23 protein-coding genes are annotated in these 23885 nt (G+C 72.2%); 12 read left to right on the top strand and 11 right to left on the bottom strand.

What is annotated here, in order from left to right; all coding sequences use genetic code 11:
* Positions 1-70 precede the first annotated feature (70 nt).
* From ACZ5NW_RS00250 to miaA, 5 genes are all read right to left on the bottom strand, one after another.
* The gene (locus ACZ5NW_RS00250) at positions 71-1594 is read right to left on the bottom strand and encodes a M1 family metallopeptidase (protein ID WP_468741418.1); all 1524 of its coding nucleotides are present in this window, start codon (positions 1592-1594) and stop codon (positions 71-73) included.
* Between the two features lie 169 nt (positions 1595-1763).
* Positions 1764-3992: a RelA/SpoT family protein gene (locus ACZ5NW_RS00245; RefSeq protein WP_468741417.1), complete on the bottom strand. Its 2229-nt coding sequence runs from the start codon at positions 3990-3992 to the stop codon at positions 1764-1766.
* A 297-nt stretch (positions 3993-4289) separates the two neighbouring features.
* Complete coding sequence (gene dapF / locus ACZ5NW_RS00240) at positions 4290-5159, bottom strand: diaminopimelate epimerase (RefSeq protein ID WP_468741416.1); 870 nt, start codon at positions 5157-5159, stop codon at positions 4290-4292.
* A 190-nt stretch (positions 5160-5349) separates the two neighbouring features.
* Entirely contained in the window at positions 5350-5799 is a 450-nt protein-coding gene (locus ACZ5NW_RS00235) for a hypothetical protein (protein ID WP_468742946.1), read from the bottom strand.
* A gap of 372 nt (positions 5800-6171) precedes the next feature.
* Positions 6172-7110, bottom strand: a complete 939-nt coding sequence (gene miaA / locus ACZ5NW_RS00230) for a tRNA (adenosine(37)-N6)-dimethylallyltransferase MiaA (protein WP_468741415.1) — start codon at positions 7108-7110, stop codon at positions 6172-6174.
* Positions 7111-7378: 268 nt separating this feature from the next.
* On the opposite strand from miaA, the gene ACZ5NW_RS00225 reads away from it, so the two are divergent.
* Entirely contained in the window at positions 7379-7624 is a 246-nt protein-coding gene (locus ACZ5NW_RS00225) for a gliding motility protein (protein ID WP_468741414.1), read from the top strand.
* Between the two features lie 24 nt (positions 7625-7648).
* Positions 7649-7909 (top strand): antitoxin, encoded by a 261-nt coding sequence (locus tag ACZ5NW_RS00220; protein WP_468741413.1) that lies wholly within the window; start codon positions 7649-7651, stop codon positions 7907-7909.
* A gap of 208 nt (positions 7910-8117) precedes the next feature.
* Here the strand turns inward: ACZ5NW_RS00220 and ACZ5NW_RS00215 are convergent, their stop codons facing one another.
* The 3 genes from ACZ5NW_RS00215 to ACZ5NW_RS00205 all read right to left on the bottom strand — a co-directional run bounded on the left by ACZ5NW_RS00215 (position 8118) and on the right by ACZ5NW_RS00205 (position 11248).
* Positions 8118-8852, bottom strand: coding sequence for a class III extradiol dioxygenase subunit B-like domain-containing protein (locus tag ACZ5NW_RS00215; RefSeq protein ID WP_468741412.1), 735 nt, complete (start codon positions 8850-8852; stop codon positions 8118-8120).
* Between the two features lie 41 nt (positions 8853-8893).
* On the bottom strand, positions 8894-10411 hold the full coding sequence (gene miaB / locus ACZ5NW_RS00210) for a tRNA (N6-isopentenyl adenosine(37)-C2)-methylthiotransferase MiaB (RefSeq protein ID WP_468741411.1): 1518 nt from the start codon (positions 10409-10411) through the stop codon (positions 8894-8896).
* An 87-nt stretch (positions 10412-10498) separates the two neighbouring features.
* Positions 10499-11248 (bottom strand): PP2C family protein-serine/threonine phosphatase, encoded by a 750-nt coding sequence (locus ACZ5NW_RS00205; RefSeq protein WP_468741410.1) that lies wholly within the window; start codon positions 11246-11248, stop codon positions 10499-10501.
* Positions 11249-11848: 600 nt separating this feature from the next.
* Between ACZ5NW_RS00205 and ACZ5NW_RS00200 the strand changes: the two genes are divergently transcribed.
* Positions 11849-13327, top strand: a complete 1479-nt coding sequence (locus ACZ5NW_RS00200) for a hypothetical protein (RefSeq protein WP_468742945.1) — start codon at positions 11849-11851, stop codon at positions 13325-13327.
* A gap of 6 nt (positions 13328-13333) precedes the next feature.
* On the opposite strand, the gene ACZ5NW_RS00195 is transcribed toward ACZ5NW_RS00200, so the two are convergent.
* Positions 13334-13741, bottom strand: a complete 408-nt coding sequence (locus tag ACZ5NW_RS00195; RefSeq protein WP_468741409.1) for a pyrophosphohydrolase domain-containing protein — start codon at positions 13739-13741, stop codon at positions 13334-13336.
* A gap of 144 nt (positions 13742-13885) precedes the next feature.
* Here ACZ5NW_RS00195 and ACZ5NW_RS00190 point away from each other — a divergent pair, with 144 nt between their 5' ends.
* Positions 13886-14884 carry a TAXI family TRAP transporter solute-binding subunit gene (locus ACZ5NW_RS00190; protein WP_468741408.1) on the top strand — a complete coding sequence of 333 codons (999 nt, stop codon included), beginning with the start codon at positions 13886-13888 and terminating at the stop codon, positions 14882-14884.
* A gap of 32 nt (positions 14885-14916) precedes the next feature.
* Here ACZ5NW_RS00190 and ACZ5NW_RS00185 read toward each other — a convergent pair whose 3' ends face one another.
* Together ACZ5NW_RS00185 and ACZ5NW_RS00180 are read right to left on the bottom strand one after the other, a co-directional pair.
* The gene (locus ACZ5NW_RS00185; RefSeq protein ID WP_468741407.1) at positions 14917-16326 is read right to left on the bottom strand and encodes a sensor histidine kinase; all 1410 of its coding nucleotides are present in this window, start codon (positions 16324-16326) and stop codon (positions 14917-14919) included.
* Between the two features lie 9 nt (positions 16327-16335).
* A complete protein-coding gene (locus ACZ5NW_RS00180; protein ID WP_468741406.1) occupies positions 16336-17022 on the bottom strand; it encodes a response regulator transcription factor in 687 nt (228 codons plus the stop codon).
* Positions 17023-17334: 312 nt separating this feature from the next.
* Between ACZ5NW_RS00180 and ACZ5NW_RS00175 the strand changes: the two genes are divergently transcribed.
* From ACZ5NW_RS00175 to ACZ5NW_RS00140, 8 genes are all read left to right on the top strand, one after another.
* Positions 17335-18111 carry an amino acid ABC transporter ATP-binding protein gene (locus tag ACZ5NW_RS00175; protein ID WP_468741405.1) on the top strand — a complete coding sequence of 259 codons (777 nt, stop codon included), beginning with the start codon at positions 17335-17337 and terminating at the stop codon, positions 18109-18111.
* Positions 18112-18221: 110 nt separating this feature from the next.
* Entirely contained in the window at positions 18222-19064 is an 843-nt protein-coding gene (locus ACZ5NW_RS00170) for a glutamate ABC transporter substrate-binding protein (protein WP_468741404.1), read from the top strand.
* A gap of 117 nt (positions 19065-19181) precedes the next feature.
* Entirely contained in the window at positions 19182-19847 is a 666-nt protein-coding gene (locus ACZ5NW_RS00165) for an amino acid ABC transporter permease (protein WP_468741403.1), read from the top strand.
* The gene (locus tag ACZ5NW_RS00160) at positions 19844-20746 is read left to right on the top strand and encodes an amino acid ABC transporter permease (protein ID WP_468741402.1); all 903 of its coding nucleotides are present in this window, start codon (positions 19844-19846) and stop codon (positions 20744-20746) included. The genes ACZ5NW_RS00165 and ACZ5NW_RS00160 overlap by 4 nt, the downstream gene beginning before the upstream one ends.
* A 175-nt stretch (positions 20747-20921) precedes the next feature.
* Positions 20922-22538 (top strand): FAD-dependent monooxygenase, encoded by a 1617-nt coding sequence (locus ACZ5NW_RS00155; protein WP_468741401.1) that lies wholly within the window; start codon positions 20922-20924, stop codon positions 22536-22538.
* 112 nt (positions 22539-22650) lie between these two features.
* Positions 22651-22737, top strand: a complete 87-nt coding sequence (locus tag ACZ5NW_RS00150; RefSeq protein WP_313960178.1) for a putative leader peptide — start codon at positions 22651-22653, stop codon at positions 22735-22737.
* Positions 22738-22829: 92 nt separating this feature from the next.
* Positions 22830-23372: a cupin domain-containing protein gene (locus tag ACZ5NW_RS00145; protein ID WP_468741400.1), complete on the top strand. Its 543-nt coding sequence runs from the start codon at positions 22830-22832 to the stop codon at positions 23370-23372.
* 104 nt (positions 23373-23476) lie between these two features.
* Positions 23477-23863, top strand: a complete 387-nt coding sequence (locus ACZ5NW_RS00140; protein WP_468741399.1) for a rhodanese-like domain-containing protein — start codon at positions 23477-23479, stop codon at positions 23861-23863.
* The last annotated feature ends 22 nt before the right edge of the window (positions 23864-23885 follow it).

The following is a 23885-nucleotide window of genomic DNA, read 5'->3' as shown; positions in this document are numbered from 1 at the left end:
GGAGATTCCCGTGTCCCGTGCCGCGCCGACCCGACGATGGTCGCACGGGACGGCGCGTCTCGTCACCGCCTTATTTCCCGGGCTTGGCGGCCGGAGCCTTCGCGGCCGGCGCCTTCGCGGTCGGTGCTTTCGCGGTCTGCGCCGGCTTCCAGTCCGGGTGGCCGGGCATCGGCGGGGTCTTCGCGCCGTAGAGCCAGTCGTGCAGGAAGCCGCCGAGGTCGCGTCCGGCGATCCGGGAGGCCAGGGCGACGAAGTCGGCCGTGGACGCGGTGCCGTCCCGGTGCTCGCGCACCCAGTCCCGTTCCAGCTGCTCGAAGGCGGGGCGGCCGATCTCCTCGCGCAGGGCGTACAGGATGAGCGCGGCGCCGTCGTAGACGTTGGAGCGGAAGATGCCGATCTTCTGGCCCGGCTCGGGCGGCTCGGGGGCGGCGGGCGGGCCTCCGGCCGCGCGCCAGCGGTCGGAGGCGCCGTACGCGGCCTTCATGCGCGCGTCCATCGAGCGCTTGCCCTTCTCCTCGGCGTACAGGGCCTCGTACCAGGTGGCGTGTCCCTCGTTGAGCCAGAGGTCGGACCACGCGCGCGGGCTGACGCTGTCGCCGAACCACTGGTGGGACAGCTCGTGGACCATGACCGACTCGACGTACCAGGCGGGATAGCCGGGCTCGGTGAACAGGTCCTTCTCGAAGAGGGAGAGGGTCTGCGTCTCCAGTTCGAAGCCGGTGGAGGCGTCGGCCATGAGCAGCCCGTACGTCTCGAAGGGGTACGGGCCGACCTTGTCCTCCATCCACGCGATCTGGTCGGGCGTCTTCCGCAGCCAGGGTTCGAGGGCCGTACGGTCCTCGGTGCGCACGACGTCGCGGACGGGCAGGCCGTGCGGGCCCTCGCGGCGCAGGACGGTGGAGCGTCCGATGGAGACCTGCGCGAGTTCGGTGGCCATGGGGTGCTGGGTGCGGTACGTCCATGTCGTCGCGCGGCCGACCCGGTCGACGCCGGCGGGCAGGCCGTTGGCGACGGCGGTGTAGCCGTTGGGCACGGTGATCCGCAGGGTGAACAACGCCTTGTCGGAGGGGTGGTCGTTGCAGGGGAACACCAGGTGGGCGGCGTCGGCCTGGTTGGCCATGGCGAGCCCGTCGGAGGTGCGCACCCAGGGGCCGTCCCGGTCGGGGTCGGAGACGGGGTCGCTGGTGTGCCGCACGGTGATCCGCATCCAGCTGTCCTCGGGCAGCGGGTCCTCCGGGGTGATGACCAGGTCGTCACCGGCGGTGGTGAAGGCGGCGGGCTCGCCGTCGACCTCGACGGAGTCGACCGTGCCGTGGGCGAAGTCGAGGTTGACGCGGTCCAGGTCGGCGGTGGTCCAGGCGTCGATCGTGGTGACCGCCTGCAGGGGCTCGCTGTTGCTGCCGGAGTACGTGAAGGACAGGTCGTACGACGCCACGTCGTATCCCGGGTTGCCGAGGTACGGGAAGAGGCGGTCGCCGAGGCCGAGCGGCGTGGCCGGGGCGCTCGCGGCGACGAGGCACAGGGAGACGGCGGAGGCGAGGAGGGCGCCCGCGCGCAGGCGGCGGGAGGTTCCGGTGCGGGGGGTGAGCGGCATGCACCACCGCTACCAGCGCGGACCGGTTCCGCGGTGGCGACGCGCGCCCGGCCCACCCGAACGGGTTCCTCACGCGCGCGTACCGCTGACGGGGCTGACGGGCGATCACGCGCGCGTGTCCGAGCCCGGCTCCGTCGCCAGTCGTCCGTCGTCAGTTGTCCGTGGTCCCTCAGGACGCCGAGGCGTGATGCTGGGCTCGGCTGACGTCGTACACGCCGGGCACGTTGCGCATCGCGCGCATGAGGGTGGGCAGGTGGGCGGCGTCCGGGAGTTGCACGGTGTAGGTGTGGCGGACACGCTGCTGGGTCGGGGGCTCCACCGTCGCGGAGACGATCTCGGCGCCCTCCAGGGCCATCGCCTCGGTCAGATCGGCCAGCAGATGCGGGCGGCCGAACGATTCAGCGATCAGGGTGACCCGGCACTCGGTGGTGTCTCCCCAGCGCACGTCGATCTCCGCGCGCCCCCCGCCCTTCATCCGCGCCACGGCGGCGCACTCCACGCGGTGCACGGTCACCACTCCCCCGCGTACGGCGAACCCGGTGACCTCGTCGGACGGCACGGGCGTACAACACCCGGCGAGCCGCACACTCGCCTTGGGCCGCCCGAGGACGGTGAGCGCGGCGCCGGGGCGCGCACTGGCGGGAAGGGGCGCGTCGGCGGGGGTGGGGCGTACGGCGGCACCTTCCTGCGCCGGTACCGCGCCGGAGACGGTTCCCGCCCCTTCCGCTCTCTCCGTCCTCGACGCGTCCGCCCCGCCCTCGGTCCCGTCCGCTCCCGGGTGCGCCGCCAGCCAGCGTTGGATGGCGATCCGCGCGGCCGCGGTGTGGGCGTGCTCCAGCCACTCCCTGGAGGGCTCCGAGGCCGGGTCCTGGCCCATGATGAGCTGGACGGTGTCCCCGTCCCGCAGAACGGTGCTCAGGGTCGCCAGGCGGCCGTTGACGCGCGCCCCGAGGCACGCGTGCGCGTCCTCGCCGTACTGCGCGTAGGCCGCGTCGACGCAGGTGGCCCCCTCGGGGAGGCCGAGCGTGCCGCCGTCGGGGCGGAAGACGGTGATCTCCCGGTCCTGGGCGAGGTCCTCGCGCAGGGTGGACCAGAAGGTGTCGGGGTCGGGGGCGGCCTCCTGCCAGTCGAGGAGGCGGGAGAGCCAGCCGGGGCGGGTGGGGTCGGCGCGCTCGCCCTCCCCGGTGGCCTGCTCCTCGGGAGAGGCGGCGTAGGGATTGCCGAGGGCGACCACGCCGGCCTCGGCGACCTTGTGCATCTGGTGGGTGCGGATGAGGACTTCGACGACCTGCCCGGTCAGGGAGGTCCCGGAGGCCGGGTCCGTACGGGTCTGGGGAAGGGCTACGGCGGTGTGCAGCGACTGGTACAGGTTGAACTTCGGTACGGCGATGAAGTCCTTGAACTCCGAGACCACGGGCGTCATACAGGTGTGCAGTTCGCCGAGGACCGCGTAGCAGTCGGCGTCCTCGTTGACCAGGACGAGCAGCCGGCCGAAGTCGGTGCCGCGCAGCCGGCCCCGTTTGCGGGCCACGCGGTGCACGGAGACGAAGTGCCGTGGCCGGATGAGGACTTCGGCCGGGATGCCGGCGTCGCGCAGCACGGCGCGCGTCGCGTCGGCGAACTCGGCGAGCGGATCGTCGGCGCGGGAGGCGTTGTCGACGATGAGCTCGCGCGTGTGCTCGTACTCCTCGGGGTGGAGGATCGCGAAGACCAGATCCTCCAGTTCGGTCTTCAGGGCCTGCACGCCGAGCCGTTCGGCGAGCGGGATGAGGACGTCGCGGGTCACCTTGGCGATGCGGGCCTGTTTCTCGGGGCGCATCACGCCGAGGGTGCGCATGTTGTGCAGCCGGTCGGCGAGTTTGATCGACATCACGCGCACGTCGTTGCCGGTGGCGACGAGCATCTTGCGGAAGGTCTCGGGCTCGGCGGCCGCGCCGTAGTCGACCTTCTCCAACTTCGTGACGCCGTCGACGAGATAGCGCACTTCCGCGCCGAACTGCTCGCCGACCTGATCGAGCGTCACATCGGTGTCCTCGACGGTGTCGTGGAGCAGAGAGGCCGTCAAGGTCGTGGTCTCGGCGCCGAGTTCGGCAAGGATGAGGGTCACGGCGAGCGGGTGCGTGATGTACGGCTCGCCGCTCTTGCGCATCTGGCCGCGGTGCGAGGACTCGGCGAGGACGTAGGCGCGGCGCAGCGGTTCGAGGTCGGCGTCGGGGTGGTGGGCGCGGTGGGCGTCGACCACGTGTCCGATCGCGTCGGGCAGCCGGTCGCGTGAGGCGGGGCCGAGCAGCGCCGCCCGGCCCAGCCGGCGCAGATCGATGCGGGGGCGGCTGCGCCTGCGGGGCGCGGCAGGCGCTACCGGGCCTGGGGTCGCGGGATTCGTGGCCTCCGCACTCATGGGCACCTCCGGCTGCGTGGACCGGCGGACGGGGTGTCCCAGGGCGGACACGGCTCAGGGGACTGGCAACGGTCCCCCGTCCGGGCCGGTGCTTGATGCTACCGAGCCCACCACGCGCGACAGACCCGCTCTCGCCGAGCGTGAAACGGATCACCCATTCGAGCGATGAAAAGGAGGTTTACGGTTTCACGCCACCCTGAGCGGGTGGGACGCGATGTCGAATGCACGGACGATCCCCGGGAGCGCACTCGTGCCGTGCACGCCCCCCGGGCCTGTGATCCGAAGCCTGGGCGCCGGTCAGCGCACGGCGGTTTCCAGCCACTGCGGATCGATCTCGCCCTCGGCGACGATCACGGCGGGACCGGTCATCTCGATCTCGCCGTCGGGCCGCTCGGTGATGACGAGGCGTCCGCCTGGCACGTCCACGGTGTACGTGACCGGTGTGCCGGTGACGGCCGGGTCGGCGCCGTCACGGCGGGCGGTGGCCACGGCGACCGCGCACGCGCCCGTGCCGCAGGAGCGGGTCTCGCCGGAACCGCGCTCGTGCACGCGCAGGGCGACGTGCCGGGGGCCCCGGTCGACGACGAACTCGACGTTGACGCCGTCCGGGTAGGCGGAGGCCGGGCTGAAGGGCGGTGCGGAGTACAGGTCACCCGCGTCCGCGAGGTCGTCCACGTAGGCCACCGCGTGCGGGTTGCCCATGTTCACGTTGCGCGCGGGCCAGCTGCGCTCGCCGACGCTGACCGTGACGTCGCCCTCGGGGAGGCGCGCCCTGCCCATGCCGACGGTGACGTCTCCGTCCTTGGCGATGTGCACGCTCTTCACGCCTCCGCGCGTGGCGACGGCGAGGTCGCCCTCGCCGACGTGTCCGGCGTGCTGGAGGTAGCGCGCGAAGACCCGGACGCCGTTGCCGCACATCTCCGCGATGGAGCCGTCGCCGTTGCGGTAGTCCATGAACCACTCCGCCTCGGACGCCATGTCCTCGGCCTCGGGGTGGGTGGCGGACCGCACGACGTGCAGCACACCGTCGCCGCCGATGCCGGCGCGGCGGTCGCACAGGGCGGCCACGGCGGCCGGGGACAGGTCGATGGCGTTCTCGGGGTCCGGGACGATCACGAAGTCGTTCTCGGTGCCGTGACCCTTGAGGAAGGCGATCCGCGTGCTCATGCCTCGATCGTACGGGGCGCTTCGCGGGGGGAGCCGAAGCAGGGGTGAGGGGTGCGGGGCCGTTGTGGCTGTTCGCGCGGTTCCCCGCGCGCCTTTCGGGGCGCGCCGTGCCGGGACGCGCTGCACCGGGGCGCGTTTCAGGACGCGCTGTACCGGGGCGTGCTGTAACGGGGCGCGTTTGAGGGCGTCGTCAGCGCAGGCGCGCCACGCGCCATACCGCCAGGCTCACGACCGCGGCCACCATCACGACGTAGGCCAGGACGACGCGCCAGTCCGGTCTGCGACCGGAGCCCCGCTGCGGCAGGCCCGGCCACGTGTAACCGACCCTGCGGGCCGCCATCATGCCCCAGCCGGCCGCGCAGGAGCAGATGAGCAGGCCCAGCATGGCGATCACGGCCCCGCTGTCGCCGAAGTCGAAGGCGAGCGGGAAGGCGAACATCAGGGAGCCGGTCGCGGCCAGGGCAACGATGGGGGCGAGCTGCCAGATGCGCAGCCGGCGCTGCGGGCGCAGCTCGACCTCGACCTCGGGGCCGCCGGCGAACATCTCCTCGGGCTCGGGACCGTCGTCGGTCACGCCGTCGACCATGTCGTCGGACGGGTCGTCGTCGAATCCGTCGGAGATGAGGGTGTCGGACGTCAGCGCGTCGGAGCCGAGCACGTCCGGGCCGAGGGCATCCGAGCCGAGCGCGTCGGAGCCCAGCGCCTCGGAGCCGAACGCGTCGGTGTCCCGCACTGCCCCGTCGTCGCCGTCGCCGTCACCGTCGCCCTCGCCGAGCGCGCGGTCGTCGGCCCGCTCCAGGGGTGCCTCGCCCCGGTCCGGACGGTCGTCGTCCGGCTCCGCTTCACCACACTCGGTGGTGAGGGGTTCGGTCCCTTGTGCGGTGTCGCGAGGGCCGGCCTCCATCGCCACGCGCCCTCCCAACTCGGACTCCACTTGGTCGATCGAAGCTCGATGATGGCACGGCACCGCATGCCCGGACGGCGGCCTGGGCGTCCCGATGCCATGACGTGATCAGGCTGTAACCGGTCGTTCGACCAACGCCAGTGCGAGGTGCGGAAGTTCTGTGAGATCCGCCGCAGCCCCACTCAACCAGTGCACCCGGGGATCGCGCCTGAACCATGAATCCTGGCGGCGCGCGAAGCGCTTGGTGGCACGGACGGTCTCGGCGCGCGCCTCGTCCTCGGTGCACTCCCCGGCGAGCGCCGCGAGCACCTGCTGGTAGCCGAGCGCGCGCGAGGCCGTACGCCCCTCACGCAACCCGCGCGCCTCCAACGCGCGTACCTCGTCCACGAGCCCGGCCTCCCACATCCGGTCGACCCGGCGCGCGATGCGCTCGTCGAGCTCTGGGCGGGCCACGTCCACGCCGATCTGGACGGTGTCGTAGACGGAGTCGTGGCCGGGCAGGTTGGCCGTGAAGGGCTTGCCGGTGATCTCGATCACTTCGAGGGCGCGGACGATGCGCCGGCCGTTGCTGGGCAGGATCGCCCGCCCGGCCTCGGGGTCGGCGGCGGCCAGGCGGGCGTGCAGGGCGCCCGGACCGCGCAGGGTGAGCTCCTCCTCCAGCCGGGCGCGGACCTCGGGGTCGGTGCCGGGGAACTCCAGGTGGTCGACCGCGCCGCGCACGTAGAGCCCGGAGCCGCCGACCAGGACGGGCCAACGGCCCTCGGCGAGCAGGGCGTCGATCCGCGCGCGGGCGAGTCTCTGGTACTCGGCGACGGACGCGGTCTCGGTGACGTCCCAGATGTCCAGCAGGTGGTGCGGGACGCCGCCGCGCTCCTCGGGCGTCAGCTTGGCGGTGCCGATGTCCATCCCTCGGTAGAGCTGCATGGAGTCGGCGTTGACGACCTCGCCGCCGAGCCGCTGGGCCAGAAAGACGCCGAGATCGGACTTTCCGGCCGCGGTCGGTCCGACGACGGCGATGACGCGGGGGGAGGGGGGTGCACTGCTCACCGGAACAGTCTCCCAAACCTCGGGCCCCACCCTCGAACGGGTTACGTGACGGCACGGGTTCCGCGTCGTTGCCCGTTGCGAGGTTTCCCGGCGCCGGGGCGCGCGCGGGCGGCGAACGCGGACGCTTCCCGCTTCCGGCTTCGCCCGATCAGGGGAGCCCGGACCACGCGGGATGTCGCCCGCACGAGTAACGTATGGAGTGGATATGGGCGTTTTTGCGCGACTTCTCCGGAGGTCGAAGGCCACTGAGGAGACGGTCACGGACGGCGTGACCGCCGAGGAGGCTCCGGCCGCCGGTGAGGCAGCGGCCGGTACCGCCGAGGCCGGGCCCGAGGCCGAGCCCGAGGCGGAGCGGACCGCGGCCGAGCCGGCGACGGAGCCGGACGAGGCCGGGGACGCGGCGGAGGCGGCGGAGGACGCCGGTCCCGTCGCTGCCGAGGGCGTCGAGATCCCCCGGCAGCAGTCCGCCGACGAGGCGGCCGACAGCGAGGCCGACGAGGGCGCCCGTACGTAACGGGCCCACAAGGGAAGGTGACCCATGGGTCTTGTGGACAAGATGAAGGCCAGGCTCGCCCCGGCGAAGGACAAGGTCTCGGGCCTCGCCCACCAGCACGGGGACAAGATTCAGCACGGTCTCGACAGGGCGGCGAAGGTCGTCGACGAGAAGACCAAGGGCAAGTACAGCGGCAAGATCCACACGGGCACCGACAAGGCGAAGGGGGCCATGGACCGGCTCGCGCACAAGGGCGGTAAGGACAGGTCCGCCCCGCCTCCGGACGCGCCCCCGCCGGCTTCCTGAAAGCTGCGGACACATCCCCGAACGGCGGACGGCCGCGGAGCACCCCGCTCCCGGCCGTCCGCCGTGTGCGGGGGCTGCGCGCGAGCGGGAGGCGGCTGTCGGGGATCACGGCCGGGAGGCACCGTCGGGAATCTACGGCTGGAAGGCGCCCCTCAGGGATGTACGGCCGGAACGCGACCCTCGGGGATCTACGGCCCGGCGACGTGAACTACGACCACGTGGCGACGACGTATCCCACGCCGTACGGCGCGTCCTCGTACAGCAGGGCGCCCGTCAGCCCGGCGTTCTCGGCGGCGCCCGCGAGGACCTGCCAGGGGGCGCGGCCGTACGCCTTGAGTTCGGCCGCGAGGCCGGTGTCGAGCGCGCGCAGGGCCGCCACATCGGCCGTGCCGAGGGCCAGGCCGGCCGCGGCGTCGAAGGGGGCGGCGCGCTCGTCGAGGTACCCCGGCGCCTTCAGCGTCCGGCAGGCGCTCGCGTCGCCCATCACGAGCAGCGCGACCCGCTCGGCCCGCGCGGCGATCTCCCGTCCCGCCGCCGCGCACTCCTCGGGGGCGAGGGAGGTTGCCACGCCGACCGCCTCGACCGGGGTGCCGGCCCAGCCGACGCGTCCCAGCAGCCACGCAGCGACCGCGAGCGAGGGCGGCAGCGGGCGCTCGTCGTCCGCCCGCACGGCGTGCGCGGCCTCCGCGGCCCGACGGCCGAGGTGTACGTCCATGTCGACGCCGAAGCCGCGGAACGACCCCCGCGCGCCCTCCGGGAACGCCCCCTGCCCCGGCTCCTCGGCCGGCCCGACGACCACGAGCCGGTCCGGCCGTGCGGCGGCGAGCACGCCCAGCGCGTCCACGCATGCGGCGCGCGCCACGTCCAGCTCGGGCGCCGCTCCCGCGGCGACCTCGGGCACGAGCAGGGGCGGGCAGGGGCAGACTGCGGCGGCGACAAGCATGATCGGCAGCGTATCCCCGCGAGGCCGCGGGGCGTCACTCCTCAGTCGCAGCCGCAGCCGCTGGTCGCCGCCGGAAGCGGTGCGGGTACGCCGATCTTCGGCAGGCCGAGCATGACGCCGGCGGGCTGGGCGGCCTTCTCCGCGGTGCGCTTCTCCCAGGCGTCGCCCGCGCGCGTGCGGCGCACGTCGAGGACGGCGCCCTCGGCGAGCAGGTGGTGCGGGGCCGCGTAGGTGATCTCGACGGTGACGACGTCGCCGGGGCGCACGTCCTGCTCCGGCTTGGTGAAGTGCACCAGGCGGTTGTCGGGGGCGCGGCCGGAGAGGCGGTGCGTGGCGCCGTCCTTGCGGCCCTCGCCCTCGGCGACCATGAGCTCCAGCGTGCGGCCGACCTGCTTCTTGTTCTCCTCCCAGGAGATCTCCTCCTGGAGGGCGACGAGGCGCTCGTAGCGCGCCTGCACGACCTCCTTGGGGATCTGGTTCTCCATGGTCGCGGCGGGGGTGCCGGGGCGCTTGGAGTACTGGAAGGTGAACGCCTGCGTGAAGCGGGCCTCCCGCACGACGTGCAGCGTCTGCTCGAAGTCCTCCTCGGTCTCGCCGGGGAAGCCCACGATGATGTCGGTGGTGATCGCGGCGTGCGGGATGGCGGCGCGGACCTTCTCGATGATCCCGAGGTAGCGGTCCTGGCGGTAGGAGCGGCGCATCGCCTTCAGGACGGTGTCCGAGCCGGACTGCAGGGGCATGTGCAGCTGCGGCATGACGTTCGGCGTCTCCGCCATCGCCGCGATCACGTCGTCCGTGAAGTCGCGCGGGTGCGGGGAGGTGAAGCGGACGCGCTCCAGGCCCTCGATCGTGCCGCAGGCCCGCAGCAGCTTGCTGAACGCCTCACGGTCGCCGATGTCGGAGCCGTACGCGTTGACGTTCTGGCCGAGCAGCGTGATCTCGGAGACGCCCTCGGCGACCAGGGCCTCGATCTCGGCGAGGATGTCGCCGGTGCGGCGGTCCTTCTCCTTGCCGCGCAGGGCCGGGACGATGCAGAAGGTGCAGGTGTTGTTGCAGCCGACGGAGATCGACACCCACGCCGCGTACGCGCTCTCGCGCCGGGTCGGCAGGGTGGACGGGAACGCCTCCAGCGACTCGGCGATCTCGACCTGCGCCTCCTCCTGCACGCGCGCGCGTTCCAGCAGGACCGGCAGCTTGCCGATGTTGTGCGTGCCGAAGACGACGTCCACCCAGGGCGCCCGCTTCACGATGGTGTCGCGGTCCTTCTGCGCCAGACAGCCGCCGACGGCGATCTGCATGCCGGGGCGCGAGGCCTTCTTCGGGGCCAGGCGACCGAGGTTGCCGTAGAGCCGGTTGTCGGCGTTCTCACGCACCGCGCAGGTGTTGAAGACGACGACGTCCGCGTCGCCGTCCGACCCCTCGGGCGCGGGTACGTACCCGGCCTCTTCGAGCAGCCCGGACAATCGCTCGGAATCGTGGACGTTCATCTGGCACCCGTAGGTGCGCACTTCATAGGTCTTCACGCCCACTGCCTGGCTCCGGTCGCTGCTGCTGGTCATGCGTCAAGGGTAGGTGGTTCCCGCGAGCCCCTGTTCCCGCGAGCCCCTTTCCCCGCAGGGACGGGCGGCTGTACCGCGCGGTCCGCGCTACTCGTCCGCGACGCGTACGACGGCCAGCGTGATGTTGTCGGGGCCGCCCGCCTCGATGGCCGCCTTCCACAGCTCGAAGGCCGCCCGTCCGTCGTCGTACTCCCCCATCACCTCCTCCAGGGTCTCCGGCGGCACGGGGTCGGTGAGGCCGTCGGTGCAGATGAGGTAACGGTCGCCGGGAGACAGGGACGCGGCCGTCACATGGGGTTGGACGGGGCGGTACGCGCGCGTGCCGCCCAGGCACTGGGTGACGAGGGACGTGGTGCGCTGCCCCGGGTCGAGCGGGGGGCTGTCGTCGACGCTCACCTGGCGCAGCCCGTCCGGGGAGGCCGCGAAGACCCGGCTGTCGCCCACGTTGAACACCATCACCGAGCCGGGCCTCAGGACGGCGCCCGCGACCGTGGTCCCCATGGCCGTGAGCTCACTTCCGGCGTCGCCGCCCGAGGCCTCGAACACGGCGCGGTTGCAGGCGTTCAAGGCGTCGCGGACGGTGTCCTCGTCGCTCAGGGCGGGGCCGACCGAGGCGATGCGGCGCGCCACCAGGGCGCTGGCCACATCACCGCCGGGGTGTCCGCCGAGCCCGTCGGCGACGGCGACGACCAGAGGCGTCCCGGTCGGGAAGACGAGGGTCTGCGGGCTCTCGGTCACCGTGGCGCACAGGGTCCACGGTCCGACGACCAGGCTGTCCTCGTTGCGTTCGCGGAGCAGGCCGGGATGGCTCAGCGCGCTCACCGCCACGTACCGCATGGAACGCCACCGCCTTCCCGTACGGGACGACGCATCGCGGCCGGTCGGCCATGCCTCAAGCGTAGGGGTTGCGCGCGTGTCCGGAGCCGTGGCGCTCGTCGCGCCGGGCGACGGGGGTGGCCGTCCCGCGCCCCGCATCCTGGGACGGGCCGTGCCGGTGGTGCCCCGGCCGGCGTCGGCCTGCTCATCGTGATCGCGGGCTCAAGGTCACCGCCGGGATCGAGCCGTCCCTGGCGACGGCCCACGTCGTCCTCCTGGTGGTGCTCGGCCCGCTCACCGCGCGTTGCACGGAGCGGCTCGCGACCCGCTGGTCGCGGTGCCGCGGGCCTCCGCCCGGGCGTGGGCATCCCGGGCGCGAAGACGACGGAGAAGACGCCGGTGGGCGCCTGGGGTGACGCGTGACACATCACGGTGTGGCCGGATTGTGGAGTGCCGGTGAGGCCGCCGTGGCATGCTCACGCCTTATTACCGGCCGGTAGGAAAACTGGAGTTCCCGCCTGCGCGCGACTCGGCGCCCCCGCCCGCCGGTGTCCCCTCACCACCCCCCACCACACCTCAGGACTGACCTTGCGCAGACGCACGAGGCCCGCACGCGCCCTCATGCCCGCACTGGCCGCAACCGCCCTCCTTCTCGTCGTGGGCTGCTCCGCCGCTCCGGGCGGCACCGACGACACAGCGGCCGCCGCCTCCACTCCCCGGGCCGACGCGGGGGCGACGGCCGCCTCCGAGGACCGCCCGATGGCCGTCGCCGCGGCCCCGGCGGACGCCGCGACCGCCAGTGCCCACCCGGGCGCGTCCGGCGGCCGGGCCCATACGACGACGCTCAGCGTCAGCTCGTACGACAGCAAGACCCGACGCGCCGTCATCTCCCATCGGCCGAAGGGCTTGCGGAAGCCGACGAGCCCGGAGAGCACGGCGACCCCGAACAGCGGAGAGAAGCAAGAGAAGCCTCCGCAGTCGGCGGACCCGGCCGCCACGTCACCCTCCACGACCGCGACCGCCACCGCGTCCGCGTCCGAATCCGCAGCCCCGTCCGACCGGCCCGCCGTCGGCGACGTGATCGCCAGTGCTCCGGCGCCCGGTGCGCCCGACGGGCTGCTCGCCAAGGTCACCGAGGTGCTCGGCGAGACCGACGGGGGCACGGCCGTACGGACCGAGCCCGCGCGGCTCAACGCGCTCCTCGGCGACGAGACCGCGCAGGGCGCCGTTCCGGTCGACCCGGCCGCCTTCACCGTGGACAAGCTGCTGCCCGATGTCGACGTCTCCTGGTCGAAGGCGGGCGACGTACGGGTCGGCCCGAAGGGCGCCACCGTGCCGCTCGGCAGTCTGCGGCTCGATGTGACGGCCGCCCTGCCGACGGCGGGCGGCTCCGTCGCGTCGGCCTCCGCCTCCGTCTCCGGGTTCGTGCAGGTCGCCCCCCAGGTCGACTTCCGCTACGGCGGCGAGGGCACCGGCGCCGCACCCGCCTCGGCCTATCTGGGCGTGTCCGGCGACTGGGCCTCCGGCTGGGCGCTGAAGGGTCGTGCCGGCGCCTCGGCCACGCCGGTCCGCATCCCCTTCGCCAAGCTGCACGCCGACCCGGTGCTGCAGGTCGGCCCCGTCCCGGTCGTCGTCAACCTCGACCTGACCTGCTACGTCGAGATCAGCGGCGACGGCAAGGTCACCGTCGATGTGCGGCAGAGCCTGAAGGGCGACTTCCGGGCGGGCGGCACCTTCGGCCCCGCGCGGGGCTGGACGCCGGTCAGCGAGTCCGGCATCACGAGCACACCGGTGCGCACCTCCGTCACGAGCGCCGGTTCCGTGCGGGCGGCGCTCGGCGCGCAGGCGAGCGTCGGCCTCTACGGCACGGTCGGCGTCCTCGCCGATCTGGCGCCGTACGTCCGTGGCGAGGGCGCCGGAACGGTCACCGGCACCGGGACGGTGTTCGGCGCCGACGGATCCTGGGCGGTGTACGGCGGGGTCGATCTGACCGGCACCCTGCGTCTTCAGCTGTCGGTGTTCGGCACGCCGGTGCTCCACCGGGACATCCCGCTGGGCACGCTGCACCGGGAGTGGAGGCTGGCGGGTTCCTCCTCCTGACCCGGGTCAGGCCGCGCCGTCGGGTATCCAGCCCTGGCGGCGCAGCACCCCGGTCACGTCCGGCGCCTCGTAGTGCTCGCCCTTGAGGACCTTGCCGTCGGCGCGGCGGGCCACCTGGCCGTCGGGGCCCAGCTTGGTCATGTTGGAGCGGTGGATCTCGGCGATCACCGCGTCGAGGTCGATGCCGTGGACGAGGGCGGTGCCGTAGGCGACGTAGACGACGTCCGCCAGTTCGTGCGCGAGCTTGTCCAGGGGGCCGCTCACCGAGACCTCGGCGACCTCGGCGGCCTCCTCCGCGAGCAGTTCCCCGCGGTGCGCGGCCAGCTCGGGGGCCACCGCCGTCGGCACGGTGCGGGCGTCGAGGCCGAAGGCGCGGTGGAACTCACGGACCAGGTGGACGGGCGAGGAACTCATGCCACCGACTGTATCGACGCCCACTGACAATCCCCCGGCACCGATCCCCACCGACCACGTCGACGGCACCGCTCCCCCCATCACCGGGCCCTCCTGTGACCTCGGCCCTGTTCAGCGCCCCGCGCTGCTGGCAGGATCGCCGCCATGGTCAGGAAGTTCCCCCGTATCGGCAGGCGGCGCGCGCTGCAGGGCGCGGGTGTCGGTGTCGTCGTGCTGGGGTTGTTGCTGTGGTGGCTGCTGCCGCTGGGCGAGGAGCCGCCGAGCGGGACGATCACCTTCAGCACGGGGACGCCGGCCGGGGTCTACCAGGACTACGGCAGCCGGTTGCGCACCGAGCTGGCCAAGGACATGCCCGGCCTCGACGTGAGACTGCTGACCAGCAACGGATCGCAGGAGAACGTGGAGCGGCTGGCGACCGGCCAGGCCGACGTCACCATCGCCGCGGCCGACGCGGTGCAGACATACGAGGCCGGGCACAGCGCCGCGCGGGCCCGGCTGCGCGGAGTCGCCCGGCTCTACGACGACTACGTCCAGCTGGTCGTGCCGCGTGACTCGGATGTGCGGTCGGTCGCCGATCTGCGGGGCAAGCGGGTGGCGACGGGGCTGCCCCGCTCGGGTGTGCGGCTGATCGCGGACCGGGTGCTGGAGGCGGCGGGCCTGGATCCGGCGAAGGACGTCACGGCGGTCGCGGAGGGCATCGACACCGGCCCGCAGCGGCTGAAGGCGGGCGGGATCGACGCGTTCTTCTGGTCCGGCGGGGTGCCGACGGCCGGTCTGGCGGAGCTGGCCGACGGCTTCGCCTTCCGGTTCGTGCCGATCAACGCCGACCTGGTGGCGAAGATGCACATCCGGGACGACGCCACCGGCTACTACCGGGCCACGAACATGCCCGAGTCGGCCTATCCCACGGTTCAGAACGGTGTCGCCGTGCCGACCATCGCGGTGTCCAATCTGCTGATCACCCGCGCGGACATGGACCCCCGCCTCACCGAATGGCTGACCCGCACGGTGATCAAGAGCCGGGACGGCATCGGCGCGCATGTGCACTCCGCCCAGCTCGTGGACCTGCGCACGGCGATCTACACCGACCCGCTCCCCCTGCACGAGGGCGCCCGCCGCTACTACCGCTCGGTCAAGCCGTGAAGCACCACTCGGTGCCGTAGCCCCGCCGTTCGCTACTGCTCCGCCGTCCTCGGCACCCGCACCGTGACCGTCAGGCCGTGCGGCTCGTGGCGGTCGTAGGAGATCGAGCCGCCGCCCGCCGCGAGCAGGGTCCGGGAGATGGAGAGGCCGAGGCCGGAGCCCTTGATGTTCTGGTGACGGCCACTGCGCCAGAAGCGGTCGCCGATGCGGGCGAGTTCCTCGTCGGTGAGTCCGGGCCCGTTGTCGCTGACGACGACGGTCGCGGTGTCTCCGTCGGCGGTGACGCCCACCTCGACGCTCTCACCCTCGGGGGTGAACTTCACCGCGTTGTCGATCACCGCGTCCAGGGCGCTGGACAGGGTGACGGGGTCGGCCCAGGCGGTGGTGGGCGGGCAGGTGCCGGTCAGGCGCACCCCCTTGGCCTCGGCGGTGGGAGCCCAGGCGGCGACGCGCTCGGCGGTCAGCGCGCCAATGTCGGTGATCCTCAGGTCGGCCTCGGTGTGCTCGGCCAGGGCCAGGTCGAGCAGGTCGTCCAGGACCTGGGCGAGGCGTTTGCCCTCGGCCTGGACGGAGGCGATCTCCTCGTTCCCCTCCGGCAGTTCGTAGGCGAGCAGTTCGATGCGCAGCAGCAGCGCCGCGAGCGGGTTGCGCAGCTGGTGCGAGGCGTCGGCGACGAAGGCGCGCTGCTGCTCCAGCACGTCCTCGACGTTGTCCGCCATCTCGTTGAACGAACGGGCCAGCCGCTGGAGTTCCGGCGGCCCGCCGGCGGCCGCGACCCGGGACTTCAGGCGGCCGGTGGCGATGTCGTGGGTGGTGGCGTCCAGGACGCGGACGGGCCTGAGGACCCATCCGGTCAGGCGCAGCGCGGCACCGATGGAGAGGAGCATCGCGGCGATCTCGCCGGCGCCGATGACCAGCCAGCCGTGCAGGATGCGGGAGCGCATGGGCCCGGTGGGCGAGTCGGTGACGACGACGGCGATGACGTCGCCGTCCCGGATGACCGGCGAGGCGACGATCAGATGGCGGCGCTGCCAGGGCCACACCTGCTGCGGATCGTGGCTGCGGCGGCTGAGCAGCGCCTCCTCGAAGGCGTCCCGGACCTCGCCCGTTTCGGGGAGGAACCAGTCCCTGGGCGCCTGAGCCATGGGGGTGTCGGTGCGGTAGAAGACACCGGCACGGACGCCGTAGACGTCGTAGTAGCTGGCGAGTTCACGGGCGAGCGTGCGGCGGCGCTCGTTCATCGACGTGGAGGTGGTGCCGTTGGCGTCGGTCGTGGCGGAGACGAACTGGGCGAGGGCCGCGAAGCGTGTGGTGTCGTCGATCCGGTCGACGACGACCCGCTGCTGTTCGGCGCCGGCGACGCTGACGGCGAGCGGGACGCCGAGGGCGAGCAGCACGGCCGCCATCAGGACGATGAGCAGCGGCAGCAGTCGTGTGCGCACCCGGGCCCGCTACGCGGCCGGGGCGACGAGCCGGTAGCCGACGCCTCGTACGGTCTCGATGAGGGCGGGCATGCGCAGCTTCGCGCGCAGGGAGGCGACATGGACCTCCAGGGTGCGCCCGGTCCCCTCCCAGCTGGTGCGCCAGACCTCGCTGATGATCTGCTCCCGGCGGAAGACCACTCCGGGGCGCTGGGCGAGCAGGGCGAGGAGGTCGAACTCCTTGCGGGTGAGCTGGACCACCGTGCCGTCCACGGTCACCCTCCGGGTGGGCAGTTCGATCTGGACGGGGCCGAGCCGCAGGGCGCCCTCGCCGCCGGTGGCCGCGTCCTCCGGGACGGTGCGCCGACTGACGGCGTGGATCCGGGCGAGCAGCTCGCCGGTGTCGTAGGGCTTCACGACGTAGTCGTCGGCGCCGAGGTTGAGCCCGTGGATGCGGGAGCGCACGTCGGAGCGGGCGGTCACCATGATCACCGGGGTGGCGGTGCGCTTGCGGATCTTGCCGCACACCTCGTAGCCGTCCTGGTCGGGCAGGCCCAGGTCGAGCAGGACGACGCCGAATCCGGGGCCCTCGGGCACCAGCGCCTGGAGGGCCTCTTCGCCGCTGCGCGCGTGGGTGACGTCGAAACCGTGCCGCTTCAGCACCGCGGACAGCGCGGCGGCGACATGGTTGTCGTCCTCGACGAGCAGCAGTCTCATTCCGGCCTCCTCCGGTTCATCGTGCGTACGGTAGGACTCACTACAAACACCTACGGGTGGGGCGTGTCCCGACACGCGTCCACGCGCGCGTGCATCAAGGCAGTCACGCTGATGGACGAGGACGCCGTCAAGTGGGTTCCGGTTGCGGGTGACGACCGTTATCCGCCCGATACGCGCACTGGTCGCAAGTGCTACGACACGTGTCCGATTGCTATCGGATCGTGATGCTCAGATTCCCCTCAGATGTAATGACGCTGGTCGCGGCCGGTCACTACTGTCCTGCGAAACCGAGGAGGACGGAGCCCGATAGCGATGACCGAAGTATCGGTGACCAAGGAAGACGCGGTCCCCACCGGCGATCTGGTCGTCCTGAAGAGCGTCAACAAGCACTTCGGCGCGTTGCACGTTCTCCAGGACATCGATCTGACGATCGCGCGCGGCGAGGTCGTCGTCGTCATCGGGCCCTCCGGGTCCGGCAAGTCGACGCTGTGCCGCACCATCAACCGCCTGGAGACGATCGACGCGGGCACCATCACGATCGACGGCAAGCCGTTGCCCGCGGAGGGCAAGGAGCTGGCCCGGCTGCGTGCAGATGTCGGCATGGTCTTCCAGTCCTTCAACTTGTTCGCGCACAAGACCGTGCTCGAAAATGTGATGCTGGGCCAGATCAAGGTCCGCAGGAGTGACAAGAAGAAGGCCGAGGAGCGGGCCCGTGCCCTCCTCGACCGGGTCGGCGTGGGCACCCAGGCCGACAAGTACCCGGCGCAGCTCTCGGGCGGCCAGCAGCAGCGTGTCGCGATCGCGCGGGCGCTGGCCATGGAGCCGAAGGTGATGCTCTTCGACGAGCCGACCTCGGCCCTCGACCCCGAGATGATCAATGAGGTGCTGGAGGTCATGCAGCAGCTGGCCCGGGACGGCATGACCATGATCGTGGTCACCCACGAAATGGGTTTCGCACGATCGGCCGCAAACCGCGTGGTGTTCATGGCGGACGGCCGCATTGTCGAACAGGCTGCGCCCGACCAGTTCTTCAGCAACCCGCGCAGCGACCGCGCCAAGGACTTCCTCTCGAAGATCCTGCACCACTGAGGACTTCCCTCTCGAAGATCCCTCACCAGTGACGGCGCGACAGCGCCTCCACGATCCGCGCCACCCGCACCGACGGCCCCGCATCTGACACCACTCAAAGGATGTTCACCATGAAGCTCCGCAAGGTCACCGCCGCCTCGGCAGCCGTACTCGCCCTGTCCCTGGCCGCCACCGCGTGCGGCGGCGACAACAAGGACGAGAGCAGCAGCGGATCCAGCGGCGGCGGCAAGATCAAGGTCGGCATCAAGTACGACCAGCCCGGCCTCGGCCTGAAGAAGCCCGACGGTTCCTTCGCCGGCTTCGACGTGGACGTCGCCACCTACGTCGCCAAGGAGCTCGGCTACAAGCCGGACCAGATCGAGTTCGTGGAGACCAAGAGCGCCGACCGCGAGAACGCCCTCTCGCGCGGTGACGTCAAGTTCATCACGGCCACCTACTCGATCACCGACGAGCGCAAGCAGAAGGTCGACTTCGCCGGCCCGTACCTGCTCGCGCACCAGGATCTGCTGACCAAGAAGGACGCGAACATCACCAAGGGCACGGACCTCAACGGCAAGAAGCTGTGTTCCGTGACCGGTTCCACCTCGGCGCAGAACGTCCAGAAGTCGATCGCCCCGAAGGCCGACCTGAAGGAGTACAGCTCCTACTCCGAGTGCATCGCCGCGCTGCAGAACGGCGCCGTGGACGCGGTCACCACCGACGACTCGATCCTCGCGGGCTTCGCCTCGCAGGACCAGTACAAGGGCCAGTTCAAGCTCGCGGGCCTGAAGCTCAGCAACGAGAACTACGGCGTCGGAGTCAAGAAGGGCGACACCGCGACCGTCGACAAGATCAACAAGGCGCTGGAGAAGATGGTCAGCGACGGCTCCTGGCAGAAGGCCGTCGACGCCAACCTCGGCCCGGCCGGCTACCACAACGAGCCCGCGCCGAAGATCGGCGTCATCGTCAAGTAACGCGGCCCCCGCGGCCCAGCCCCGCAGGGCTCCCCGGCGCGCCGCCGTCCGTCGCGATCACGGCGGTGGCGCGCCCCGCCCTTCACGTACGCCACCCACCCGGAAGCGCGGGAGATCGTGTTCGATTTTCTTGAAGGTTACGACGTCCTCGGGGCGTTCTGGATGACGGTGAAACTCACCGCCCTCTCCGCCGTGGGCTCCCTGATCTGGGGCACCCTGCTGGCCGCGATGCGGGTCAGCCCGGTCCCGCTGATGCGCGGGTTCGGCACGGCCTACGTCAACATCGTCCGGAACATCCCCCTGACGGTCATCATCCTGTTCTGTTCGGCCGGCCTCGCCGACGTGTTCGGTGTGACGCTGGGCGCCGACAACTTCAAGGCCCAGGGCTTCCGGCTGGCCATCCTCGGTCTGGTCGCCTACACCGCCGCGTTCGTGTGCGAGGCGCTGCGCTCCGGCATCAACACGGTGCCGCTGGGGCAGGCGGAGGCGGCCCGCGCGATCGGGCTCAGCTTCAGCCAGACCCTGCGGCTGATCATCCTCCCGCAGGCCTTCCGCGCGGTCATCGGCCCGCTGGCCAACGTCCTGATCGCGCTGACCAAGAACACCACGGTGGCGGCCGCCATCGGCGTCGCCGAGGCCGCCTACCTGATGAAGACGATGATCGAGAACGAGGCGCAGACGCTGGCCATCGGCGCGGTGTTCGCGTTCGGGTTCGTGGTTCTGACCCTGCCCGTCGGCCTGTTCCTGGGCTGGCTCGGCAAGCGACTGGCGGTGAAGCGATGAGCTCGGTCCTCTACGACACTCCCGGCCCCCGCGCCAAACGGCGCAACCTGGCCTTGTCGGTCGTCTTCTTCGCCCTGCTGATCCTGCTGGCATGGTGGGTGTGGAAGGTCCTGGACGACAAGAACCAGCTGACCTCCGCCCTGTGGAAGCCGTTCACCGAGTCCGACGCCTGGACGACGTATCTGCTGCCCGGCCTCGGCAACACGCTGAAGGCGGCCTCGCTCGCCATGGTGATCGCCCTGCCGCTCGGCGCGGTCTTCGGCATCGCCCGCCTCTCCGACCATGCCTGGGTGCGGGCCGTGTCCGGCACGGTGGTGGAGTTCTTCCGGGCGATCCCGGTGCTGCTGCTGATGCTGTTCGCGAACGAGTTCGTCGCCCGCTCGATGAACGTCCCCAGCGAGGACCGCCCCCTGTACGCGGTCGTCATCGGCCTGGTGCTGTACAACGCCGCCGTGCTCGCCGAGGTCGTCCGGGCCGGCATCCTCGCCCTGCCCAAGGGGCAGACGGAGGCGGCGTACGCGATCGGTCTGCGCAAGGGCCAGACGATGAGCAGCATCCTGCTTCCGCAGGCCGTGACGGCGATGCTGCCGGCCATCGTCAGCCAGCTCGTGGTCATCGTGAAGGACACCGCGCTCGGCGGTGTGATGATCGGCTTCACCGAACTGCTCAACTCGCGCGGCACGCTGGCGGCCAACTACGCCAACCCCATTCCCAGCTTCATCGTGGTCGGGGCCATCTTCGTCGTGCTGAACTTCGCCCTGACGAGTTTCGCGAGCTGGCTGGAGCGCCGACTGCGGCGCAGCAAGCGCGGTACGGGCGCGGTGGTCGGTGTCGAGGACATCGAGGAACTCAACGCGGCCGAGGTCGGCGGCTCCTACGGTTCGGGCGCGTCGGCCTGACGCCCACTCAAGCGGCATGACCTGGACGGGGGCAGTGGCGAGCGCGCCACTGCCCCCGTCGCTTGACGCAATCCGCGCGAATGGGTTGCATACGTTCTGTGATCGTGCACCCTGCTCCCACCTCTAGTTCACTCACGTCCCTGAGGGCATCGTCGCGGGCAGGGGGCGCCACGCCGTGGATCCGGTGATCATCGTCGGAGCGGGGCCCGTGGGGCTCACGCTCGCCCTGGCGCTGGCGCGTCAGGAAGTGCCGTCGATCGTCCTCGACGAGGGCCCGGGCAAGGACGAGCCGCGCCTGGCCCGCACCGTCGTCCTGCGGGAAGACACCACCGCCCTCGTGGAGCGGCTCACCGGCGCCCCCCTCGACGAGGCGGGCCTGCGCTGGACCGGCTGGCGGTCGATGCGGCGCCGCCAGGTGATGCGCGACCTCTCCTTCGACGAGGAGCCCGGCCCCGCGCCGCTGCACATCGCCCAGCATGTGCTGACCGGTGTCCTGCGCACCGCCCTCGCGCGCGAACGGCTCATCAAGCTCGTCGTCGACAGCCGCCTGGACACCGTCGAACAGGAGCCCTCCGGCGTCACCGCCCACACCCGGGGCCCCAAGGCCACCTGGTGGCGCGGCAGTTACCTGGTGGGCTGCGACGGCCCCCGCTCCACGGTCCGCAAACTCCAGGACATCCGCTTCCCCGGCCGCACGGCGGTGGAGCGACACGCCGTGGCCGCGCTGCGCGCGGAACTTCCGTGGGACGGTCGCGCGTTGCTCCATCGGATGCCGCCGTGGCGGACGTCCGGACCGTCGGCCGGGGAGGTGACCGCCCGCCCCCTCCCGGACGGCGTCTGGCGCCTGGACTGGCTGCTCCCGCCGGGCAAGGACCTCGTCACCCCGGAGTTGCTGCTGGCGCGCGTCCGCGAGACCCTGACCGGCTGGAGCGACGTCCCCTCCCCGGCGTACGACCTGCTGGACACCGGCGTCCACATCGTGCACCACCGTCTGGCCCGCCGGTGGCGCGCGGGACGCGTCTTCCTCGCCGGGGACGCCGCGCACCTGCTCGGCGCGTTCGGCACCCAGGGGCTCGACGAGGGCCTGCGCGACGCCGACAACCTCGCCTGGAAGCTGGCGGCCGCCTGGCACCACGGGCCGCACGAGACGCTGCTCGACAGCTATCAGGTGGAGCGGCGCGCCGCCGTCGCCGCCCGGCTGCGCGCGGCCGACCAGGTGCTGCCCCTGCTGCGCGGGGGCGGCGGCATAAGGGCGTACGTCCCCGGCGCCGCCCGGGGCCACGACGCCCTGCTCACCGACGGCCACCTCGGCCGGGGCCCGCTGGGCGAACCCGGGACGTACGCGGGATCGCCCCTGGCACCGCGTCACCTGGAGGCCGAGGTCCCGGTCGACACCGCGCCCGGCGCCCCGGTGTCGGACGTGCGCGTGACGGCGGAGGACGGCTCCTTCGTACAACTGCGCGACCGGCTGGGGCGGGGCGCGCTGCTCGTGGTCCTCGTGGCACCCGGCACGGGCGTATGGGAGCGCAAGCACTGGGTGGGCGCCGGCCTGATGCCCCGGCTCGCCGCCGCCGTCACGGCGCTGCCCCACCCCGCCGAGCTGCTCGTCACGGAGAGCTACCCCGGCGCCGCCGCCCACACCGTGCTGCTCGTACGACCCGACGGACACCTGGTCACCGCGCTGAACGGGGTCCGGCCGGCCGATCTGTACGCGGCGGCCGAAGCGGCCGTGGGCGGGCCGGCGCGGGCCGAGGCGGAGGCCGGCGCCACGGCGGGCTCCGCCGCGCGATGATCCTCCGGTCCCGTCGCCGCCGTACGGCGGCGGGACGCCGCGCTCACCGTCCCCGTGTCCACGGAGTGACAGCGAGTTGACCGGGCCGGACCGGCATGGTCTACTCCGGAGGGTGACCGACACCTGTGTGCGCCTGTGGCGGAGGGTCCATATGGACCTCGTCCGCTATGCGGGCTGCGTGTGTCGTCCGTCCTGCTGAATTCGCATCCCCCTCCTCCACGGCGTGCGCCGTCGCCGCGCTCTCGCGCAGCCGTGCGCGCCGTTCCGCGAACACTCATCAGGACGGTACCCGTGTCTGCCTCCCCCTCCGTTTCCGTTCCCGCGTCCGCGCCCGCGCCCGCCGTTCCGGCACAGGCGGACCTCCTCGACTTCGTCCGGCGCGCGGCCGCCGACGAGACGCTGATCTCCACCCTCCCGCTCGACCCGGAGGGCCGCACCTGGGTGCGCCTGGAAGGACCCGGCGGGAGCGAGGCGTGGCTGATCGGCTGGCCGCCCGGCACCGGCACGGGCTGGCACGACCACGCCGACTCCATCGGCGCCTTCGTGACCGCGCGGGGCGAACTCACCGAGAACTCCCTCGCCGCGCGGCTGCCCACCGACGGCTGGAAGACCCTGGAGCTGTCGGAGGACGTGGACCGCACCCGCCGGCTGACCGCCGGCCAGGGCCGCGCCTTCGGCCACCACCACGTCCACGAGGTCCTCAACGAGAACCCGCGGGAGCACGCGATCTCCGTCCACGCCTACTACCCACCGCTGCCCCGCATCCGCCGCTACAGCCGTACGGGGCCGGTGCTGAGGCTGGAGCAGGTGGAACGCCCGGAGGACTGGCAGTGAGGAACGACGTGAGGGATTCTTCGGTGGGGTCGGCGGGGGCTGTGGGCTCTGCGGGCTCTGCATACCGTGCCGGCTCTGTTTCTCCTGTGGGCGCTGCGGGCGCTGTGAGTCCTGTGGGCATCGACGAGTTGTTGGAGCGGGTCCGCTCCGGATACGAGCGCGTCGAGCCGGCCGAGGCGTACGCGGCCGCGCAGGCCGGTGAGGCGCTGCTCGTCGACATCCGGTACGCGGCCCTGCGCGAGCGGGACGGGCTCATCCCGGGCGCGCTGGTCGTGGAGCGCAACGAGCTGGAGTGGCGGCTGGACCCCCGGGGCAGCCACCGCCTGCCCGAGGCCACGGGCCATGCGCTGCGCGTCGTCGTCATCTGCAACGAGGGATACGCGTCGAGCCTCGCCGCGGCGTCGCTGCACCAGTTGGGGCTGCGCCGTGCGACGGACCTGGTGGGCGGATTCCAGGCGTGGAAGGCGGCGGGGCTTCCGGTATCCCGGTAAGGAGTGCGGGGCTCGGCCGCGC

This window comes from Streptomyces sp. NPDC032126 (assembly GCF_055580085.1).
Note: the sequence above shows the minus strand (reverse complement) of the source record. Positions and strands in the feature narration are given on the sequence as shown.

Coding starts and splice junctions, on each gene's coding strand:
- miaB (WP_468741411.1), bottom strand. CDS start 10,411: ATGACCAGCAGCAGCGACCGGAGCCAGGCAGTGGGCGTGAAGACCTAT.
- ACZ5NW_RS00195 (WP_468741409.1), bottom strand. CDS start 13,741: ATGAGTTCCTCGCCCGTCCACCTGGTCCGTGAGTTCCACCGCGCCTTC.
- ACZ5NW_RS00205 (WP_468741410.1), bottom strand. CDS start 11,248: ATGCGGTACGTGGCGGTGAGCGCGCTGAGCCATCCCGGCCTGCTCCGC.
- ACZ5NW_RS00215 (WP_468741412.1), bottom strand. CDS start 8,852: ATGCTTGTCGCCGCCGCAGTCTGCCCCTGCCCGCCCCTGCTCGTGCCC.
- ACZ5NW_RS00200 (WP_468742945.1), top strand. CDS start 11,849: ATGCCCGCACTGGCCGCAACCGCCCTCCTTCTCGTCGTGGGCTGCTCC.
- ACZ5NW_RS00250 (WP_468741418.1), bottom strand. CDS start 1,594: ATGCCGCTCACCCCCCGCACCGGAACCTCCCGCCGCCTGCGCGCGGGC.
- ACZ5NW_RS00170 (WP_468741404.1), top strand. CDS start 18,222: ATGAAGCTCCGCAAGGTCACCGCCGCCTCGGCAGCCGTACTCGCCCTG.
- dapF (WP_468741416.1), bottom strand. CDS start 5,159: ATGAGCACGCGGATCGCCTTCCTCAAGGGTCACGGCACCGAGAACGAC.
- ACZ5NW_RS00175 (WP_468741405.1), top strand. CDS start 17,335: ATGACCGAAGTATCGGTGACCAAGGAAGACGCGGTCCCCACCGGCGAT.
- ACZ5NW_RS00220 (WP_468741413.1), top strand. CDS start 7,649: ATGGGTCTTGTGGACAAGATGAAGGCCAGGCTCGCCCCGGCGAAGGAC.
- ACZ5NW_RS00245 (WP_468741417.1), bottom strand. CDS start 3,992: ATGAGTGCGGAGGCCACGAATCCCGCGACCCCAGGCCCGGTAGCGCCT.
- ACZ5NW_RS00190 (WP_468741408.1), top strand. CDS start 13,886: ATGGTCAGGAAGTTCCCCCGTATCGGCAGGCGGCGCGCGCTGCAGGGC.
- ACZ5NW_RS00180 (WP_468741406.1), bottom strand. CDS start 17,022: ATGAGACTGCTGCTCGTCGAGGACGACAACCATGTCGCCGCCGCGCTG.
- ACZ5NW_RS00160 (WP_468741402.1), top strand. CDS start 19,844: ATGAGCTCGGTCCTCTACGACACTCCCGGCCCCCGCGCCAAACGGCGC.